This window comes from Streptomyces sp. Isolate_45, assembly GCF_024721315.2.
GTDB lineage: Bacteria > Actinomycetota > Actinomycetes > Streptomycetales > Streptomycetaceae > Streptomyces.
This window is the reverse complement of record NZ_JANFAK020000065.1, coordinates 1-19,407: the sequence shown is the minus strand read 5'-3', so window position 1 is coordinate 19,407 and position 19,407 is coordinate 1. Positions and strand designations below refer to the sequence as shown.

Sequence of the window (19,407 nt, the reverse complement as noted above, 5' to 3'; positions counted from 1 at the left end):
CGGACCGCTCGCCCGTCCCCGCCCCGGAGCCCCCGCCCGGGATCAGAACTCGTCCGCCGTGTGCGGCAGTACGTCGGTGCGCAGCGCGGCGTCCAGTGCGGCCGCCGCGCCGGGCGTGCGTTCGGTGACGAGACCGGCGGCCACGAGCTCGGTCATCAGGGTCCCGCCGAGGTAGCAGGCCGCCAACTCCCGTACGTCGAGCGTCAGATCGGGGTCCGCCCGGGCCGGCTCCCACGCCGCGCCGGCCGGTCCCGCCTTGAGCCGGAAGCGGCCCGCGTTCGCGGGCCTGCGCACGTCGGACAGGTCCAGGACCACTTCCACGGGCGCGGCCCAGCCCCTGGCGGTCAGGGCCGCCCGTACGTCGACCAGGCGCAGCCAGAGCGCGGGGAACTGGGCGGTGACCCTGACCTGGTCCCGGTCGGCGGCGAAGTGCAGGAGCGGGTCGTCGGCGGGGCGACCCCAGGCCCGGACCCGGCCGGTCAGGTCCAGGGAGGCCACGCAGTCCCACAGGGCGGCGGCCACGGCCGGTGTGTCGGCCTCCAGTTCGTCGACGCGCACCAGTCCCGGGGTCCGGCCCGGTCCGGCCGCGTCGTCCTCAGGCTTCGTGCGGAAGAGGACGTATCCCGCGACGGGTTCACCGGGATCGCCGAGGACGATGATCCGGGGCGGCCCCAACTCGTCGTCCTCCTCGTCCTGTTCGCAGAGCCACTCCTCGTTCCAGCGCTGCGTGCTGCGACTCGGACGACCGGCCCGTTCCGTACGGGCGACCTCGTGGCGGGGGCCGATCACGGCGAGGGCGTCCTCCGGCGCCACGAGGCGCAGCGGGCGGGGGTCGGGGGCGATGCGCAGGGCCAGCGGCCGGCCGGAGTCGATCTCGATGGTGAGGCCCTGGGTGGCGGCCCCGTAGCCGAAGCGCCCGTAGATGGCGGCCTCGGAGGCCCACAGGGCGACGAGCGGACTGCCCGCCGAGGCGGCGCGGCGCAGTTGTTCGTCCATGAGGGCCGTCAGGACGCCCCGGCGGCGGTGGGTGGGGGCAACGGACACGAAGGTGAGCCCGGGGCAGTCGAGTTCGCCGCCGGGGACGGAGAGCCGGAAGTCGTGCGCGGCCATGAACCCGACCAGCGCGGCGCCGTCGTAGGCGCCGAGGCGCGCGCAGCGGGTGAGCAGGGCGTGGTGCCGCCGGCGTCCTTCGGGTTCGGGGCGGTCGTGGAAGACCAGGTAGGCGAGCTCCTGGGCGCGGTCGATGTCGGCCTCGGGTACCTCGCGGATGTCCACCATGATCGTGAGACTAATCGGTCATCGTGGACCGGTCACCCCATAAGGGCCCTCATGCGCCGGAATGGCCAATTCCAGCGCCGGCGACGCGGCACCCGCGTCGCTCACCGCCCCCGCCGCGCCCCGCCCGCGCCGCTGATCCGTCAGTGTGCCGCCGGTCCCGTCCAGCCCGTCGGGACGTGGCCGAGCCGGACGCGCTGCGGGTGGTCGCCGACGGGCACGGACACCCGCTTGGCGCCGGTGGCGAAGTCGATGGCCGTGACCCGGTCGGCGCCGCTCTCCGAGATCACGCAGCCCTTGCCGTCCCCGTCGACCGTGGCCCAGTAGGGCTTGGCCGCGGGCACCAGCGGTCCCTCGGCGAGGGTGGCGCGGTCCACGACGGTGGCGTAGTCGTCCATCGTGCCCGCGATGCAGATCTTGGATCCGTCCGGGCTCATGGACATGCCGTGGTGGCGGGAGTCGTTGACCCAGGTGGTCCGGTCGGCGCTCGTGTCCGGGTTCATCGGGAGGGTCTTGAGGCGAGTGATCCGGTCGGTGGGCACGTCGTACTCCAGGAAACCGTTGAAGAACGACACCTGGAAGTAGAACTTCGACTCGTCGGGACCGAAGGCGACCGGGCGTACGGAATCGGAGAGGTCGGAGCGGCCGAAGGCGTCGAGGCGTTCGCGCATGTCGATGACGCGGACGGTGCGGAAGGTCTGCGTGTCGACCACGGTGATCTTCCGGTCGCCCTTCGTCCAGTCCAGCCAGGGCGCGTCGAGGGCCGTGTTCACCTCGCCGATGGAGCTGTTCCACAGGTAGCGGCCGTCGCGGGTGTAGGTGTTCTCGTGCGGCTTGTCGCCGGTCCTGAACGAGCCGACCTGACGCCCGGTGGCGATGTCCAACACGTGAACGGTGTTGGCCGTGGAGGCGGAGACCGCGACGCGGGTGCCGTCCGGCGAGACGGCCATGTGGTCGGATCGGAACCCGGCCACGGGGAAGCGCCAGTTGATCCGACCGGAGCGGACGTCGATGGACACGACGTCGGCGAAGCTCGGCCGGGAGACCACGACGGCCGAGCCGTCCGGGGTGGTGTACATGTCGTCGACGAACTGGTCGTGGCCCTCGCCGGCGCTCTCGCGGATACCGAGGAAGAAGGCGAGCTTCAGCGGGTTGAGGTGGATCTCCCACAGCCGGTCGGCCTTGTCGGGGATCACGTCGATCCGGCCGATCCGGGCGAGGTCGCCGGTGGAGGCGAGGACGTCGGCGGTCCCCTCCCAGTTGTTCCCGACGAAGAACACCTCGCGCAGGCCGTCGCCGGGGGCGGCCGGGGGCGCCGTCGCGGCCGACGCCGGCGCGAGGGTGATCAGCAGGGCGGCCGCGGCCGGCACGGCCAGGGTCCGCAGGAGCCGCCGCGCCCGCGGGGGCCGCGGGGTTCGCGGGGTTCGCTCGGTACGTAACATCCGGTCAACTCCGGTGTTCCGAAGGGACGGAGAGGTTGCCTCCCCTTACCGGCCGGTAAGATAGGGGGAACGTCAAAAGGGCGCAACCCATGGGGTCGCGCCCTTCGCTCATTTCCGGCCTTCGCTCACTCCCGGCCGGGTCTCACCGCTTCAAGCGACGGATCCGATCCTGCCGATCACGGAGTTCGAGGTGTCGTGGTGGATCGGGATGTGCGCGCCGGTGAGCGCCGCCCCGGTGCCGCCGCGGCGGTTCGCGACGATCTCGGCGGCGATGGACAGCGCGGTCTCCTCCGGGGAGCGGGCGCCGAGGTCCAGGCCGATCGGGGAACGCAGCCGGGCCAGTTCGAGCTCGGTCACGCCGACCTCGCGGAGCCGCTTGTTGCGGTCCTCGTGGGTGCGGCGGGAGCCCATGGCGCCGACGTAGGCGACGGGAAGCTTGAGGGCCAGTTCGAGGAGCGGGACGTCGAACTTGGCGTCGTGGGTCAGGACGCACAGGACGGTGCGGGCGTCGACGGCACCCGATTCGGCCTGGGCCTCCAGGTAGCGGTGCGGCCAGTCGACCACGATCTCGTCCGCCTCGGGGAAACGGTTCTTCGTGGCGAACACGGGCCGGGCGTCACAAAGGGTGACGTGGTAGCCGAGGAACTTGCCGATCCGCACCAGGGCGGAGGCGAAGTCGATGGCACCGAAGACGATCATCCGCGGGGGCGGCACGCTGGACTCGACGAGCACCTTGAGGGGCTCTCCGCAGAGCCGGCCGTCGGCGCCTATCTCCAGTACGCCGGTCTTCCCGGCGTCCAGCATGGCGCGGGCCTCCTCGGCGAGTGTGCGGTCCAGTTCGGGGTGTCCCCCGAAGCCGCCCTCGTAGGACCCGTCGGCGCGGACGGTGACGGCGCGGCCCATGAGCTCGGCCGGGCCTTCGGCGATCCGGGCCACCGCGGCGGCCTCGCCGCGGGCGGCGGCGGCCAGCGCGGCCGCCAGTACCGGGCGCAGGGGCGAGCCCACGGGGACCGGGGTGACCAGGATGTCGATGATTCCGCCACAGGTCAGACCCACGGCGAAGGCATCGTCGTCGCTGTAGCCGAAGCGCTCCTGGACGGTCTCGCCGTCCTCCAGCGCCTGCTGGCACAGCTCGTAGACCGCACCCTCCACACATCCACCGGAAACCGAACCGATCGCGGTGCCCTCGCCGTCGACGGCGAGCGCGGCACCGGGCTGCCGGGGTGCGCTCCCGCCGACCGCCACGACCGTGGCGACGGCGAAGTCACGTCCCTGCTCGACCCACCGGTTGAGTTCTTCGGCGATGTCCAGCATGTGCGGCCTCCTCGGAGGGGTTCGTTTCCAGTATCGAGTACGTGGAGGGTGCGGTACTTCGACCGATCGGACCTGATCGACCTGATCGACCCGATCGGCCGGTGCTCCGGCTCGGGTCAGTGGACCCCGAGCCAGCCCTCGATCGGGTTGAGGGCGAAGAACACCAGGAAGATGCCCGTCAGGACCCACATGAAGGCGCCGATCTCGCGGGCCTTGCCCTGCGCGACCTTGATGGCCACGTAGGAGATGACACCGGCCGCGACACCGGCGGTGATCTGGTAGGTGAACGGCATGATCACGACGGTCAGGAAGACCGGGATCGCGGTCGCGCTGTCGGCCCAGTCCACGTGGCGGGCGTTCTGCATCATCATCGCGCCGATGACGACCAGGGCCGCGGAGGCGACCTCACCGGGGACCACCTGGGTGATCGGGGTGAAGAAGAGGCAGGCGGCGAAGAAGAGGCCGGTGACGACGGAGGCGAGACCCGTGCGGGCACCCTCACCGACGCCGGTGGCGGACTCGACGAACACGGTCTGGCCGGAGCCGCCCGCGACACCACCGATGGCGCCACCGGCGCCGTCGATGAACAGGGCCTTGGACAGGCCCGGCATGCGGCCCTTGTCGTCCGCCAGCTTGGCCTCGGTGCCGACGCCGATGATGGTGGCCATCGCGTCGAAGAAGCCGGCGAGCACCAGGGTGAAGACGATCATGCCGATCGTCATGACGCCGACGTCGCCCCAGCCGCCGAAGGAGACCTCGCCGAACAGCGAGAAGTCGGGCATCGAGACCGCGGAGCCCGAGAGCTCCGGCGGGCCGTTCTTCCAGGCCTTCGGGTCGATGTCGACGATGAGGTTCAGGATCACGGCCAGGATGGTGCCGCCGACGATGCCGATCAGGATCGCGCCGGGGACCTTGCGGGCCTGGAGCATGAAGATGGCGATCAGGGTGATGCAGAAGAGCAGGACGGGCCAGCCGGCGAGCTCACCGACCGCACCGAGCTGGAGCGGGGCGCCGAACTCGGGACCGCGGCCCACGAAGCCGGCCTTCACGAGGCCGATGAGGGCCACGAAGAGGCCGATGCCCATGGTGATGGCGTGCTTGAGCGCGAGGGGGATCGCGTTCATGATCATCTCTCGGAGGCCGGTGACGACCAGGAGACAGATCACGACGCCGTACATCACGCACATGCCCATGGCCTGCGGCCAGGTCATCTGCGGTGCCACCTGCGAGGCGAGCACACCGGAGACGGAGAGACCGGCGGCGAGTGCGAGCGGCACCTTGCCGACGAAGCCCATGAGGAGCGTGGTCAGGGCGGCCGCGAACGCGGTTGCCGTGATCAGCGCTGCCGGGGCCATGGTGTTTCCGGCGACGTCCTTGCCGGAAAGGATCAGCGGGTTGAGCAGCAGGATGTACGCCATGGCCATGAAGGTCGTGATACCGCCACGAACCTCGTTGCCGACGTTGGATCCTCTGTGCGTTATATGGAAATACCGGTCGAGCCAAGAACGGCCCGCGGGGTTCAGAGTGCCGTCGCCGGCCTCCTCCGCGGTGGTCTTGGGCTCCACTGATGACTGGGTCATGGTGCCTAACTCCCAAGGTTCAAAGGGGCACCCGCATAAAGATTGGAGACACGGGATTTGGGAAACTGCGTTTGGCTGCACGACCCGGGGTGACGGCCCGAGGCGACGCGAATGTTCACTGCGTTTACTGCGGGTAGTGCGGGGGTGACCGCTGGTACTACGTGGGGGTTTCTGCAGGGGTACTGCCAGGTGCGAGGACCGCGAGCGGTGCGGTACTTCGTGCTCCGGGCGGTGTGGCCGAAAGTGTGACGTTCCCTGTCACACCGCCCGGAAATCTTGGGGAGTGGGTCCGGGGGCCGGAGCCCCCGGACCACGCCGTCCTAGAGGGTGCCGGTGAGGGCTTCCGGACGGATCGGCGTCTTGTTGATCTCCAGACCGGTCGCCTGCCGGATCGCCGCGATGACGGCCGGGGTGGACGAGAGGGTCGGGGCCTCGCCCATGCCGCGCAGGCCGTACGGGGCCTTCGGGTCGGCGAGCTCCAGGACGTCGACCGGGATGGTCGGGGTGTCGAGGATGGTCGGGATCAGGTAGTCCGTGAAGGAGGGGTTGCGCACCTTCGCGGTCTTCGGGTCCACGATGATCTCTTCCATGATCGCGACGCCCAGGCCCTGGGTGGTACCACCCTGGATCTGGCCGACCACGGAGAGCATGTTCAGCGCCTTGCCGACGTCCTGGGCGGTCGCCAGCTCGACGACCTTGACCAGGCCCAGCTCGGTGTCCACCTCGACGACCGCGCGGTGCGCGGCGAAGGTGTACTGGACGTGCCCGTTGCCCTGGCCGGTGACCAGGTCGAAGGGCTCGGTCGCCGCGTGACGGAATTCGAGTTCGAGGTCGATCGCGTCCTCGCCCTCCAGGATGTCGGCGATGTCCGCGAGGACCTCGCCGCCGTCGGTGACGACCTTTCCGCCTTCGAGCAGCAGCTCGGCCGTGGCCCACGCCGGGTGGTACGAGCCGTTCTTGCGACGGCCGATCTCCAGCAGGGCCTCGCGGACCGCCTCACAGGTGTTCTTCACGGCGCCACCGGTCATGTACGTCTGCCGGGAGGCGGACGTGGAACCGGCGGAGCCGACCTGCGTGTCGGCCGGGTGGATCGTCACCTGCGTGACGCCCAGCTCGGTACGGGCGATCTGCGTGTGGACGGTGATGCCGCCCTGGCCGACCTCCGCCATGGCCGTGTGGACCATCGCGACGGGCTCGCCGTTGATGACCTCCAGGCGCACGCGGGCGGTGGAGTAGTCGTCGAAGCCCTCGGAGAAGCCGACGTTCTTGATGCCGACCGCGTAGCCGACGCCGCGGACGACGCCCTCACCGTGGGTGGTGTTGGACAGGCCGCCGGGCAGCGCGCGGACGTCCGCGCCCTCGCCGGCCGACTCCCACTGACGCTCGGGCGGCAGCGGGCGGGCCTTGACCCGGCGCAGCAGCTCGGCAACGGGCGCCGGGGCGTCCACGACCTGGCCGGTCGGCATGACCGTGCCCATCTCCATGGCGTTGAGCTGGCGGAACTCGACCGGGTCCATGCCCAGCTTCTCCGCGAGCTTGTCCATCTGGGCCTCGTAGGCGAAGCAGGCCTGGACGGCGCCGAAGCCGCGCATCGCGCCACACGGCGGGTTGTTCGTGTAGAGCGCGATCGCCTCGATGTCCACGTCCTCCAGGACGTACGGACCGACCGAGAGGGAGGAGGCGTTGCCCACGACCGCCGGGGAGGCGGACGCGTACGCGCCACCGTCCAGGACGATCTTGCACTTCATGTGGGTGAGCTTGCCGTCCTTGGTGGCGCCGTGCTCGTAGTAGAGCTTCGCCGGGTGGCGGTGCACGTGGCCGAAGAACGACTCGAAGCGGTTGTAGACGATCTTGACCGGCTTGTTCGTGGCCAGGGCCAGGAGGCAGGCGTGGATCTGCATCGAGATGTCCTCGCGGCCACCGAAGGCACCGCCGACGCCCGAGAGCGTCATGCGGACCTTCTCCGGCGGCAGGCCGAGGACCGGGGCGATCTGCTGGAGGTCCGAGTGCAGCCACTGGGTGGCGACGTACAGCTCGACGCCGCCGTCCTCGGACGGCACGGCCAGACCGGACTCCGGGCCGAGGAAGGCCTGGTCCTGCATGCCGAACGTGTACTCGCCCTCGACGATGACGTCGGCGCGCTTGCGGGCCTCTTCCACGTTGCCGCGGATGATCGGCTGGCGGTGCACGATGTTCGGGTGCGGGACGTGACCGATGTGGTGGTCGTCGCGGCCCTCGTGGATCAGCGGCGCGCCCTCGGCGAGGGCGGAGGCCTCGTCCGTGACGAGCGGCAGCTCACGGTAGTCGATCTTGATCTTGGCGGCCGCGCGGCGGGCGGTCTCCGGGTGGTCGGCGGCCACGAGGGCGACCGGCTCACCGTGGTGACGTACTCGGCCGTTGGCGAGAACCGGGGTGTCCTGGATCTCCAGGCCGTAGTTCTTCATCTCGGCCGGCAGGTCGTCGTACGTCAGCACCGAGTAGACGCCCGGCATGGCCAGCGCCTCGGAGATGTCGATGGAGACGATCTCGGCGTGGGCGACGGTGCTGCGCAGGGTCTGGCCCCACAGCATGTCCTCGTGCCACATGTCCGAGGAGTAGGCGAACTCGCCGGTGACCTTGAGGGTGCCGTCCGGACGGAGGATGGACTCGCCGATGCCGCCCTTGTTGTGCTTCTGGGTGACGTTCGTCGGCGTACCGGCGGGCACGGTGCGGGTGTTCTGAGCCATGGTCAGACCGCCTCTCCCTGACGGGCGGCCGCGAGGCGGACCGCGTCGAGGATCTTCTCGTAGCCCGTGCAGCGGCAGAGGTTGCCGGACAGGGCCTCACGGATGTCCTGGTCGGACGGGTCGGAGTTCTCCTCCAGCAGCGCGTCCGCCTGGACGAGCAGACCGGGGGTGCAGAAACCGCACTGGACGGCGCCGGCGTCGATGAACGCCTGCTGGATGTTGGAGAGCTCGATGCCCTCACCGGTCTGGGAGTCACCGGGCTTGGCAGCCCAGCGCTTCGCCTCGTCGGTGGTCACGCCCTTGCTTCCGCAGCCGCCGCCGGTGCCGCAGGCACCGCCGTGGCCGTGCTCCTCGCGCTGCTTGGCGAAGTCCGCCAGGCCCTCGACGGTCACGACGTCGCGACCCTCGACCTGGCCGGCGGCCACCAGACAGGAACAGACCGGCACGCCGTCCAGTCGGACGGTGCACGAACCGCACTCACCCTGCTCGCAAGCGTTCTTCGAGCCCGGCAGGCCCATGCGCTCGCGCAGGACGTAGAGGAGGGACTCGCCCTCCCACACGTCGTCGGCTTCCTGCTGACGACCGTTGACAGTGAAATTGACGCGCATGGTTACGCAGCCCCTTCGAGCGAGCGGCCGTTGGTGCCGCGGTACTGCTCCCACGTCCAGACGAGCTGGCGGCGAGCCATGATGCCTACCGCGTGGCGGCGGTACTTCGCCGTGCCGCGGACGTCGTCGATCGGGTTGGCCGCGCCGGAGGCGAGGTCACCGAACTGCTTGGCGATCGACGGCGTGATGACCTTGCCCGACTCCCAGAAGCCGCCCTCTTCGAGCGCGGCGTTCAGGAACTCCTCGGCGGCCTTCGCCCGGATCGGGGTCGGCGCGGCCGACCCGATGCCGGTGCGGACCGTGCGGGAGTCGGGGTGCAGCGCCAGACCAAAGGCGCACACCGCGATGACCATCGCGTTGCGGGAGCCGACCTTCGAGTACTGCTGCGGACCGGAGGCGTTCTTGATGTGGACCGTCTTGATGAGCTCGTCGGGGGCCAGCGCGTTGCGCTTGACGCCCGTGTAGAACTCGTCGATCGGGATCAGTCGCGCGCCGCGGACCGACTCGACCTCGACCTCCGCGCCTGCCGCGAGGAGGGCGGGGTGGGAGTCACCGGCCGGCGAGGCGCAACCGAGGTTGCCGCCGACACCGCCGCGGTTGCGGATCTGCGGGGACGCGACCGTGTGCGAGGCGAGCGCGAGACCCGGCAGCGTGCCGCGCAGGTTCTCCATGATCTGGGTGTACGGGACGGAGGCGCCCAGCTTGGTGACCTCCTCGCCTACCTCCCACTCCCGCAGCAGACCGATGCGGTTGAGGTCGAGGAGGTACTCCGGACGGCGGTGGTCGAAATTGATCTCGACCATGATGTCGGTGCCACCCGCAATCGGCACAGCTGTGGGGTACTCGGCCTTAGCGGCGAGCGCCTCCTCCCAGCTGGCGGGGCGAAGGAAGTCCATGTGCGGCTCTCTTCTTCTTCATCGTGTCGTTCACTTCAAGCCAGGAGGCCGAAGGGCCCTCGACTGGTCGTTCACGTGCTGTTAATGCGGTGTGGAGTCAGTACACAAGCCACGCGTCCCCCGGGTGCAGTCACCGAAACCATGAAGGAGTTGGCTGGGGGCCTCCCTCGTCTTGTAGATTCGTATGAAAGGCAGGATGCGACGACCTGCCCGATTTCCAACGGCAACATTCGAGACAGATCGGCGGCGACATCATGCGGCTGCGCGCACTGCTGGAAACCGAGGCGCTGGGGCTGCGGCTGCTGGGCGGCGAGGACGAACTCGACCGGACGGTCCGCGGGGTCATGACGACCGACCTACGGGACCCCAGCCGGTACCTGTCGGGAGGAGAACTCGTGCTCACCGGCCTGGCATGGCGAAGAAATTCAGCCGATTCCGAGCCGTTCGTACGAATCCTCGCGAGCGCGGGCGTCGCGGGCCTCGCGGCCGGCGAGGCCGAACTGGGCGACATCCCCGACGATCTGGTTTCAGCCTGTCGGCGCAACCGGCTACCGCTGTTCGCCGTGAACGAGGACGTTGCATTCGCCACCATCACGGAATACGTGGTGCGGCAGGTCTCCGGCGAGCGCGCGGGCGACCTCGCGGCGGTCGTGGACCGCCACCGGCGGCTCATGACATCGGGTCCGGCAGGAGGGGGACCCGATGTGGTGCTGGATCTGCTCACCACGGACCTCGATCTGCGGGCCTGGGTGCTCTCGCCCACGGGCCGGCAGATCGCCGGCGCCGGCGAGCCGCTGGCTCCGGGCGTCTGCGCGACGCTGGCGAGCGAACACCTCGCGGCGGTCCGGACCGGCCGCAGGGGCCCGCACCGGATGTCCATCCAGGGTATTACCTACTCGCTGTTCCCGATCAGGGGACACGGCCGGGGCCCGGGCCCCGCGGCCCGTGACGTGCGCGAGAGCGTGCTGTCGGACTGGCTGCTGGCCGTCGAGGCGGACGCGGGCGACTGGCCCGCCGAGCGGCTGGACCTGCTCCAGGGCGTCACCCAGCTGATCGCGGTCGAGCGGGACCGCCGCGACGCGGCCCGTACGGTGCGCCGCCGGCTGGCCCAGGAGGTGCTGGAGCTGGTCCAGACGGGCGCCGCGCCCGCCGAGATCGCGGCCCGCCTGCGGGTGGCCGCCCCGGTGCTGCTGCCCGGACTGGGCGGCGCCCCGCACTGGCAGGTCGTGGTGGCGCGGGTGGACTGGGACGGCGGGGACATCCCCGGCGGGCCGGTCGCCCAGTCGCTGCTGGAGGAGATCCTGGTCGACCCGTCGATCGCGGGGCCCGAGCCGTCCGACCGGATCGCGGTGGCCCATGCGGGTGACGAGGCCATCGCGCTGGTGCCGCTGCCCTCGCTCCCCGGGGAGCCCGGCGAGGACAAGGGCGGACCCGATTCCGCCCTGCACGCCGACGTGCTCCTGGCCTCCGTACGGGAGCCCCTGGCGGCCGGCCTGGCCGACGACGGACGGCTCACCCTCGGCGTCAGCGCCGCCGTGCACTCCGCCGAGGGGCTGCGCGGGGCACTGGAGGAGGCCCGGCACGCCCGCCGGGTCGCCGCCGCCCGTCCGGGCCGGGTCTGCGCGGCCGGCCACCACGAGCTGGCCTCGCACGTCCTGCTGCTGCCGTTCGTCCCGGACGACGTCCGCAGGGCCTTCACGGCCCGCCTGCTGGACCCTCTGCGCGACTACGACCGGCGCCACCGGGCGGAGCTCATCCCGACCCTGGAGGCGTTCCTGGACTGCGACGGCTCCTGGACCCGCTGCGCGACCCGACTGCACCTCCACGTCAACACGCTGCGCTACCGGGTCGGGCGAATCGAGCAGCTGACGGCGCGGGACCTGTCCCGGCTGGAGGACAAGCTCGACTTCTTCCTCGCACTGCGGATGAGCTGAGGAAAGACCGCACCGCCCCACCTCCCCGGGGCGGTGCGCGGGGACGGCCGTACGGTCGGGGGCCCCTGACACGTCGTCCGGACTTTGTGAAAGAGTTCACCCGACCCCTTGGCCGATGCAGCCGATCCGTGCTCTCATTTCGCCCCAGGGCTCAAAGACGTGCTGCTTGGTTGCTTCGGGGAGGGCAATGTGGCGGATACCGCCATGTCCGGTGCGGGATCAACGGGGGGCGACGACCCCCTCCAGCGAGCGATATGGCGGCTGCGCTCGCGCGGCTGTTGGACCGACGCGGCGGCCCTCCTGACGCCCCACGCGCACAACGCGGGCGCCGCGGTGCAGCGGACGGCGCTCCTGGTGGAGCGGTGCCTGTTCACCGGCCAGGGGTGGGCCGAGGCGGAGGACGCGCTGCGGGTGGCGGAGGCCGTGGCCCGGGACGACGACGAGCGGGGCGCGGCCGCGTGCGAACGGGGCCAGCTGGCCTATGCCGCGACCGTGCTCGGGGTCCGCGACCGGGCCGACGAGGCCCGTTCGGCCCTCGGCCGCTCGGCGGCCCTGCTGTCCCCGGGGTCCCGGACCAGGCCGCTGCTGGACTTCCGGCGGGGGCTGGTCGCGGAGCACCTCTCGGAGTCCCCGCAGGCGGCCCTGCCGGCCTACCGGCGTGCCCACGCCGGTGCGGTGACCCACGGGGACACCCTGCTGCTGTCCTTCACCTGGCGGCACCTGGCCGCGCTCGCCCTGCGGGACGGGGAGGTCGCGGAGGCCCGCAAGGGCTTCACGGAGTCCCTGCGGATCCGGGAGGAGCTGGGGTTCCTGGTCGGCACCGCGCCGGCGCTGGCGGCCCTGGCCGAGGCCGAGCCCGAGCCCGAGGCCGCCCGGCTGCGCGCGGAGGCGCGTCGCCTGTTCCACCTGTTGGGCGGCATCCCGACCTGGCTGGCCGACCAGCTCCACCCGTCACCGGCGTAGGGCCTGTCGGCGAACTCCCGTCGTCGCCCGGAGGGCGGCGTCGCGGGGGCCGGTGCGTGCTCCCGGCGTGCCGGACGGAAGCCCGCGTAGCGGACGTACTCGGGCTTCCGCCCGGTGCGGCGGGAGCACGCACCGGGCGCCGCGAGGCAGACGGGAGTTCGCCGACAGGCCCCAGGCCTGTCGGCTCAGCGGGCGCCGGCGAAGTGCTCCCGTACGAGTGACTCCACCACCGGGAGGTCCCCCGCGATGAGGGCCTCCAGGAGGGCGGAGTGTTCGGCCGCGTCGGCGACGAGGTCGGCGCGGCGGACGCGGGGGGTTCCGGGGAGGGGCCACTGGGCACGCCGGTGGAGTTCCTCGGCGAGTCGGACGAGCTCGGCGTTGTCCGCGAGGGAGAGCACGGCCCGGTGGAAGGCCCGGTCGGCGGCCGCGTAGCCGGGCAGGTCACCCGCGGCGGCCGCCTCGGCCGTGGCGAGGGCCCGGGAGCGCAGGGATTCCCAGGTTTCGACGGCGACGGTGCGGGCGAGGCGGAGCATCACCGGGACCTCCAGCAGGGCCCTGACCTCGGCCAGTTCCGCCAGGGAGCGGGGGGTGCGGGTCAGGACCCGGAACCCGCGGTTGGGCAGGCATTCCACCGCCCCCTCCAGGGCGAGCTGCTGCATCGCCTCCCGCACGGGGGTCGCGGAGACCCCGAACCGTTCACCGAGGGCCGGGCCGGAGTAGATCTCCCCCGGCGCCAGCTCACCCTCCACGAGGGCGGCCCGCAGGGCGTCCAGCACCTGCGCGCGCACCGAATGGCGCAGTACCTTCGGTGCGCTCAGTGCGCTCGGTGCGTTCTGTGCGGGAATCGACGGGTTCGTCGATGCCGCGGAGTGGTCCGCAGCGTGCATTCGGCCCTCCTCCGGGTCTCGACCGGCTCCGAGAATAGGCGAAGGTCAGCGGGGTGGACGGGGCCGGGCGCGCCGAATCCGCCGCGGTCGGGGGAATTCCCGGCGGCGGGGGGTGGACGCGTCACCCCAAAGGTCAGATAAGGTAAGGCTAACCTTCTAACGATCGCGTGATTCGGTGGTCCGTCATGACCGGCTTGGCTGTTGACGTCCTGCTCCCGCCCGCACCCGCCCCGGCCGGCTCTCCGGTGGCGGACGCGTACGAGCGCCTGACGGCCGCATACCCCGGGCTGCGGATCACGGAGCACGACGCGCACGAACCCCTCCCTCGCGGTGTGGGATGGGTCGGCGCGGACGAGCTCGCGGCGGGCGGGGAGGCGGTCGACGCCTTCCTCGCCTGGGACCACGCCCAGGTGCTGCGCGACTACGGCACCCCGGGCCGGCCCGACGTGGTGGCCGGGTTCGGACTGCACCGGTACGCCTGGCCCGCCGTCCTGCTGATCACGGTCCCCTGGTTCCTGGACCGCCGGGTACCCCGGCTGCCGGTGTCCCGGGTGGCGTACCACCGGACCCGCGGACAGATGTCCGTACGGGTCGAAACCTTCGCGTGCCTGCCGGACGATCCGGCGGCCGCCCTCCCCGGGGCCCGTGTCGTGCCCGACGAGGAGTCACTGCGGAGCGAGGTGCGGGCAGCGGTGTCCCAGCACCTCACCCCGCTGCTGGAAGGTTTCGGCCCGCGGACGCGGCGCGGCCGGCGGGCCTTGTGGGCGATGGCGACCGACGACCTCGTCGAGAGCCTGTGGTACCTCGGACAGCTGCTGGGCGAGGAGCGGCGGGCGATGCGGGAGTTGGAACTGCTGCTGCCCGGCTCGACCGCCCCGTACACGGGCGGGGCGAGCTTCCGCACCCTGCGCGGCCCCGAGGGCCAGGAACTGTCGACCCGGGACCGGGCCGGCTGCTGCTTCTTCTACACGATCCGCCCGGAGGACACCTGTACGACCTGTCCGCGCACCTGCGACGCGGACCGCGTCGCCCGGCTCGTGGCGGAGGCCGCCGCCGACTGAACCCACCCGCAGGGATGAAGCGGATTCGAACTCAACCCCGTTCACACGAGCGCCAGTTCGAGCCACAACACCCTATCCGACGGGCCCCGCCCCCCGATGGCGTCCACTTGCCCCGAAACCCGCGTGCACCACGGACCGGCTGCGTCACTATGGCGCCCGGAAAGCCGCATACGCGAGGCAAGGGACATCCGCATGAGACTGACCGACATATCGCTGGACTGGCTGCTGCCCGGCAGCCTGTTGATCCTGGGCGTACTTGCGGCAGTGGCGGTACTGGCCCGGGGCAAGCGGGAGGGCGAGAAGGCCGCGGCCGAGGACAGCTGGGAACGCAGCGAGGAACGGCGACGGCGCAAGGAAGCCGTCTACGGGACCGCCTCGTACGTCCTGCTCTTCTGCTGTGCGGCGGTGGCCGCGGCGCTCTCCTTCCACGGACTCGTCGGCTTCGGCCGACAGAACCTGAACCTGTCCGGCGGCTGGGAGTACCTGGTCCCCTTCGGCCTCGACGGCGCCGCGATGTTCTGTTCGGTCCTGGCCGTGCGCGAGGCCAGCCACGGCGACGCGGCCCTCGGGTCCCGCCTGTTGGTCTGGATGTTCGCGGGCGCCGCAGCCTGGTTCAACTGGGTGCACGCGCCCCGCGGCCTCGGACACGACGGCGCCCCGCAGTTCTTCGCGGGTATGTCGCTGTCGGCGGCCGTGCTCTTCGACCGGGCCCTCAAGCAGACGCGCCGGGCCGCGCTGCGCGAACAGGGCCTGATCCCGAGGCCGTTGCCGCAGATCCGGATGGTCCGCTGGCTGCGGGCCCCGCGCGAGACCTTCGGCGCGTGGTCGCTCATGCTGCTGGAAGGGGTCCGCACCCTCGACGAGGCCGTGGACGAGGTGCGCGAGGACAAGAAGGAGAAGGAACAGGACCGTCACCGCAGGCGGGAGCAACACCGCCTGGACCGGGCCCACATCAAGGCCCTCGGCCGGCAGAACCGGGCGTTCGGCCGGGCCCGTGCCCGACAGGTCGACATGCCGGGGCTCAACCCCGGAACGGGCTCCGCGCCGGTCGGCGCGGAGCCGGCCATATCGGAAGCGGGACAGCTGCCCCTGCGCCGCCGGCCCTCCCTGCAGGCCGTCAACGGAACCGAACCCCTTGATCCGTCCGGCGCCCGGACGGTCGACCTCACCGCCGAGGACGACACCCAGACCATTCCCCGGCTCGACTCACTGGAGCGCAAACTGAAGGACCTGGAGCAACAGTTCGGCTGATCCGGACCGTTCGTACGACACGGCGGGGCGGCTGCCGCCCGGGGTTCCCCGGGGGCAACCGCCCCGCCGCCGCGTTCCGGGCGACAACGCGGCGAGGCGCGGTGCGGGGCGTCGCGGGCCGGGCGTCGCGGGCCGGGCGAGACTCACAACACGCCCTGGCCGGCGCGCAGCTCGAACCAGACCACCTTGCCGCGCCCCAGCGCGGCGGGGTCCACCCCCCAGTCGTCGGCCAGCGCCTGCACCAACACCAGCCCCCGGCCGTGCGTACCGTCGTCGGCGGACGGTACGTACGGGCGGGGGCGGCGGGCCGTGTAGTCGCGGACCTCGACCCGCAGCGTGGCGGCGGCCAGGCTCGCGGACACCTCCGCGCCGTGCTCGGTGTGGACGAGTGCGTTCGTCACGAGTTCGGTGATCAGCAACTCCGCGACATCGGCGGCGTCGGTCCGGCACCGGTGGCGCAGCAGTTCCCGCAGCGCCCGTCGGACCTCACCCACGGCCTTCAGGTCCGCCCGCTCCACGCTCCGCCTGATCCGCACCACGTCCGTCGTGCTGCCGCCGCCCCCGACGGACGGTTCGCGCGGCACCGGCCGGCCCCTCTTCCACAGCTTTCCGGTATTCGCCCCCACCCGCACGGCGATGTACCTCCCCCGCATCCACACTGCTCGAACTGGTCTACGGAATGCATGCCCCCCGGGGCAATTCGCACTCCTGCGGAGTTACGGGCGCGGAACGTTGCGGAGGTTGGATCGAGCCATTTGGATCATCCGGCCCACCCCGCCGTCCAGCACGATCTTGCTGGCGGATAGTGCGAAACCGGTCACCATCTCGGCGCTGATCCTCGGTGGAATCGACAGGGCGTTGGGGTCGGTCACCACGTCCACCAGAGCGGGCCCCTTGTGCCGGAACGCGTCCTTGAGAGCCCCTGTGAGCTGCTTGGGCTTCTCGACGCGGACCCCGAAGGCGCCCGCCGCGCGGGCGATGGCGGCGAAGTCCGGGTTCCGGTTCGTGGTTCCGTACGAGGGCAGGCCGGAAACCAGCATCTCCAACTCGACCATTCCGAGCGAAGAGTTGTTGAAGAGGACCACTTTGACGGGCAGGTCGTACTGCACCAGGGTGAGGAAATCTCCCATCAGCATCGAGAACCCACCATCGCCCGACATCGAGACCACTTGACGGTTCCGGTCGGTGAACTGCGCCCCGATGGCCTGGGGAAGTGCGTTGGCCATGGAACCGTGGCTGAACGAGCCGATGATGCGCCGCTTACCGTTCGGGGAAAGATAGCGCGCGGCCCACACGTTGCACATGCCGGTGTCGACGGTGAACACCGCGTCATCATCGGCCAGTTCATCGAGAACCGACGCCACGTACTCGGGATGGATCGGCGTGTGCTTCTCCACCTTGCGCGTGTAGGCCTTCACCACCCCCTCCAGGGCGTCCGCGTGCTTCTTCAACATCCGGTCCAGGAAACGACGGTCCGTCTTGGCCTTGACCCGGGTGTTCAGCGCGCGCAGCGTCTCCCGTACGTCTCCCCAGACGGCGAGGTCCAACTGTGATCGCCGGCCAAGGTGTTCGGGGCGGATGTCCACCTGGACGATCTTCACGTCGTCGGGGAGGAAGGCGTTGTACGGGAAGTCCGTGCCCAACAGGATCAGCAGGTCGCACTCGTGCGTGGCCTCGTACGCGGCGCCGTAGCCGAGCAGCCCGCTCATGCCGACGTCGTACGGGTTGTCGTACTGGATCCACTCCTTGCCGCGCAGGGCGTGCCCGATCGGGGCCTTGACCCGGCCCGCGAACTCCATCACCTCGGCGTGCGCGCCGGCGGTGCCGCTGCCGCAGAAGAGGGTGACCCGGTCGGCCTCGTCGACGAGCCGGACCAGCTTCTCGATCTCCCCGTCACCGGGCCGAACGGTGGGCCGCGCGGTCACCAGCGCGTGCTCCACCGCCTTCTCGGGCGCCGGCTGGGAGGCGATGTCACCGGGCAGCGCGACGACGCTCACGCCGCTGCGGCCGATGGCGTGCTGCACGGCGGTCTGCAACAGCCGGGGCATCTGCCGCGGGTTCGAGATCAGTTCGCTGTAGTGGCTGCACTCACGGAAGAGCTGGTCGGGATGGGTCTCCTGGAAGTAGCCGAGGCCGATCTCGCTGGACGGGATGTGCGAGGCCAGCGCGAGGACGGGCGCCATGGAACGCTGGGCGTCGTACAGCCCGTTGATCAGGTGCAGGTTGCCGGGGCCGCAGGAGCCGGCGCAGGCGGCGAGCCTGCCCGTGATCTGCGCCTCGGCGCCCGCCGCGAAGGCGGCCGTCTCCTCGTGCCGGACCTGGATCCACTCGATGTCACCGGTCCGGCGGATGGCGTCGACGACAGGGTTGAGGCTGTCGCCGACGACTCCGTACATCCGCCGCACGCCCGCGCGCACGAGGATGTCCACGAACTGCTCCGCCACGTTCTGCTTGGCCATGGAAGGGGCGCCCTTTCCGGTTCGGCACTGCCGGGTGCGCCTCCCATCCACGCACGTTCCGCGCCGTTACGCCTCCCAGACCGCGGCGGCCGTCCGGTCGGCGGCGTACCCCTTGAGGCGGAGCTGGGTGTCGGCGAGGAACGCGGCGAGGCCGGGCGGCTCGCCCTGCGACCAGCGGGCCGCGAGCTCCGACGGAAGGAGCGCCTCCTCCCGCATGGGCTCGGCCAGGCCGCCTGAGCACAGCAGGAGCGTGTCGCCGGGGCGGGCCACGGAGGCCCGGAACCGGAAGCCGCCGGTGCCGGTCCCCGTACCGGGTTCGGGGTCGGGGGCGGTCGGGGCGGCCCCCGGGGCGGGGGGCGACCCCGTGCCGGGCTCCAGGTCCTGCCACTCGCCCGCCCTCAGGCGGAAGACCCCGCCCGGGCCCGCGCCGAAGCACACCCGGTGGGGACACCGCGGATCCAGGGGCAGCAGGAGGCCGCGCAGCCCGGCGGTGCGGGCGTCCTCGGGGAGCCCGAGCTCGGCGGCGCGGGCGCGGAGCCGTCCGTAGCCCCGGTCGGTGAGCCGTTGGAGGCCCGAGCGCAGGGCCTCGCGCCGGCCCGCCCGGATGTCGTCGGCCAGCCGCTCCCTGCTGCGCCCGACGGCCGCGGCGACCGTGTGGCACAGCTCGGCCGCGGCCTCGCCGGCGCCGGGGGCCGCCCGGTCCCCGCCGGCCAGGACCACCAGCACCAGGGCGTCGTCACCGCTGCCGAAGCGGGCCGTGAGCAGGCAGTCCCGGCGCGCCTCGCCCCGGTAGCGGGCGGAGTCCCCGCGCACCGAGGCGGCGCGCAGGGTGTAGGTGCCGTAGCGGGCCCCTTCCAGGACCGTGTCGGGGGTCAGGTCGTCCAGCGCCGCGGGGTCGGCCGCGGGCAGCGCCCCCGGTTCGGCGGCGTAGGTCGGAGCCCGGTCCCCGAGGTGACTGACCGTGGGCCGCTCGGGCCCCCGCACGGGCGGCCTGCCGGGCGGGGCCGCGGC

At 71.6% G+C, this 19,407-nt stretch carries 15 protein-coding genes; 4 read left to right on the top strand and 11 right to left on the bottom strand.

The genetic code is table 11. From position 1 onward, the window contains the following. Window positions 1–42: 42 nt before the first annotated feature. From NOD94_RS21365 to NOD94_RS21335, 7 genes are all read right to left on the bottom strand, one after another. Window positions 43–1,278, bottom strand: a complete 1,236-nt coding sequence (locus tag NOD94_RS21365; RefSeq protein WP_281207624.1) for a GNAT family N-acetyltransferase — start codon at window positions 1,276–1,278, stop codon at window positions 43–45. 140 nt (window positions 1,279–1,418) lie between these two features. After that, entirely contained in the window at window positions 1,419–2,717 is a 1,299-nt protein-coding gene (locus NOD94_RS21360; RefSeq protein ID WP_281207623.1) for a YncE family protein, read from the bottom strand. Between the two features lie 150 nt (window positions 2,718–2,867). Next, the gene (locus NOD94_RS21355) at window positions 2,868–4,031 is read right to left on the bottom strand and encodes an XdhC/CoxI family protein (RefSeq protein WP_281207622.1); all 1,164 of its coding nucleotides are present in this window, start codon (window positions 4,029–4,031) and stop codon (window positions 2,868–2,870) included. Between the two features lie 116 nt (window positions 4,032–4,147). Continuing rightward, on the bottom strand, window positions 4,148–5,611 hold the full coding sequence (locus tag NOD94_RS21350; protein WP_281207621.1) for an NCS2 family permease: 1,464 nt from the start codon (window positions 5,609–5,611) through the stop codon (window positions 4,148–4,150). Between the two features lie 320 nt (window positions 5,612–5,931). Next, the gene (locus NOD94_RS21345; protein WP_281207620.1) at window positions 5,932–8,337 is read right to left on the bottom strand and encodes a molybdopterin cofactor-binding domain-containing protein; all 2,406 of its coding nucleotides are present in this window, start codon (window positions 8,335–8,337) and stop codon (window positions 5,932–5,934) included. Between the two features lie 2 nt (window positions 8,338–8,339). After that, a complete protein-coding gene (locus tag NOD94_RS21340; RefSeq protein WP_281207619.1) occupies window positions 8,340–8,945 on the bottom strand; it encodes a (2Fe-2S)-binding protein in 606 nt (201 codons plus the stop codon). Between the two features lie 2 nt (window positions 8,946–8,947). Then, on the bottom strand, window positions 8,948–9,841 hold the full coding sequence (locus NOD94_RS21335) for a xanthine dehydrogenase family protein subunit M (RefSeq protein ID WP_281207618.1): 894 nt from the start codon (window positions 9,839–9,841) through the stop codon (window positions 8,948–8,950). Window positions 9,842–10,095: 254 nt separating this feature from the next. Between NOD94_RS21335 and NOD94_RS21330 the strand changes: the two genes are divergently transcribed. Next, window positions 10,096–11,775: a PucR family transcriptional regulator gene (locus NOD94_RS21330; RefSeq protein WP_281207617.1), complete on the top strand. Its 1,680-nt coding sequence runs from the start codon at window positions 10,096–10,098 to the stop codon at window positions 11,773–11,775. Window positions 11,776–11,979: 204 nt separating this feature from the next. Next, entirely contained in the window at window positions 11,980–12,738 is a 759-nt protein-coding gene (locus NOD94_RS21325) for a hypothetical protein (RefSeq protein ID WP_281207641.1), read from the top strand. A gap of 185 nt (window positions 12,739–12,923) precedes the next feature. Here the strand turns inward: NOD94_RS21325 and NOD94_RS21320 are convergent, their stop codons facing one another. Next, window positions 12,924–13,625 (bottom strand): GntR family transcriptional regulator, encoded by a 702-nt coding sequence (locus NOD94_RS21320; protein WP_281207616.1) that lies wholly within the window; start codon window positions 13,623–13,625, stop codon window positions 12,924–12,926. Between the two features lie 194 nt (window positions 13,626–13,819). Between NOD94_RS21320 and NOD94_RS21315 the strand changes: the two genes are divergently transcribed. Then, window positions 13,820–14,686 carry a (2Fe-2S)-binding protein gene (locus NOD94_RS21315; protein WP_281207615.1) on the top strand — a complete coding sequence of 289 codons (867 nt, stop codon included), beginning with the start codon at window positions 13,820–13,822 and terminating at the stop codon, window positions 14,684–14,686. A 192-nt stretch (window positions 14,687–14,878) separates the two neighbouring features. Continuing rightward, window positions 14,879–15,937: a DUF2637 domain-containing protein gene (locus NOD94_RS21310; RefSeq protein WP_281207614.1), complete on the top strand. Its 1,059-nt coding sequence runs from the start codon at window positions 14,879–14,881 to the stop codon at window positions 15,935–15,937. 143 nt (window positions 15,938–16,080) lie between these two features. Here NOD94_RS21310 and NOD94_RS21305 read toward each other — a convergent pair whose 3' ends face one another. From NOD94_RS21305 to NOD94_RS21295, 3 genes are all read right to left on the bottom strand, one after another. Beyond that, entirely contained in the window at window positions 16,081–16,521 is a 441-nt protein-coding gene (locus tag NOD94_RS21305) for an ATP-binding protein (protein ID WP_281207613.1), read from the bottom strand. A gap of 132 nt (window positions 16,522–16,653) precedes the next feature. Further along, window positions 16,654–18,396, bottom strand: coding sequence for a pyruvate dehydrogenase (locus NOD94_RS21300; protein ID WP_281207612.1), 1,743 nt, complete (start codon window positions 18,394–18,396; stop codon window positions 16,654–16,656). 66 nt (window positions 18,397–18,462) lie between these two features. After that, window positions 18,463–19,407: protein phosphatase 2C domain-containing protein (locus NOD94_RS21295; protein WP_281207611.1), on the bottom strand; the 945-nt coding region annotated here is incomplete at its 5' end.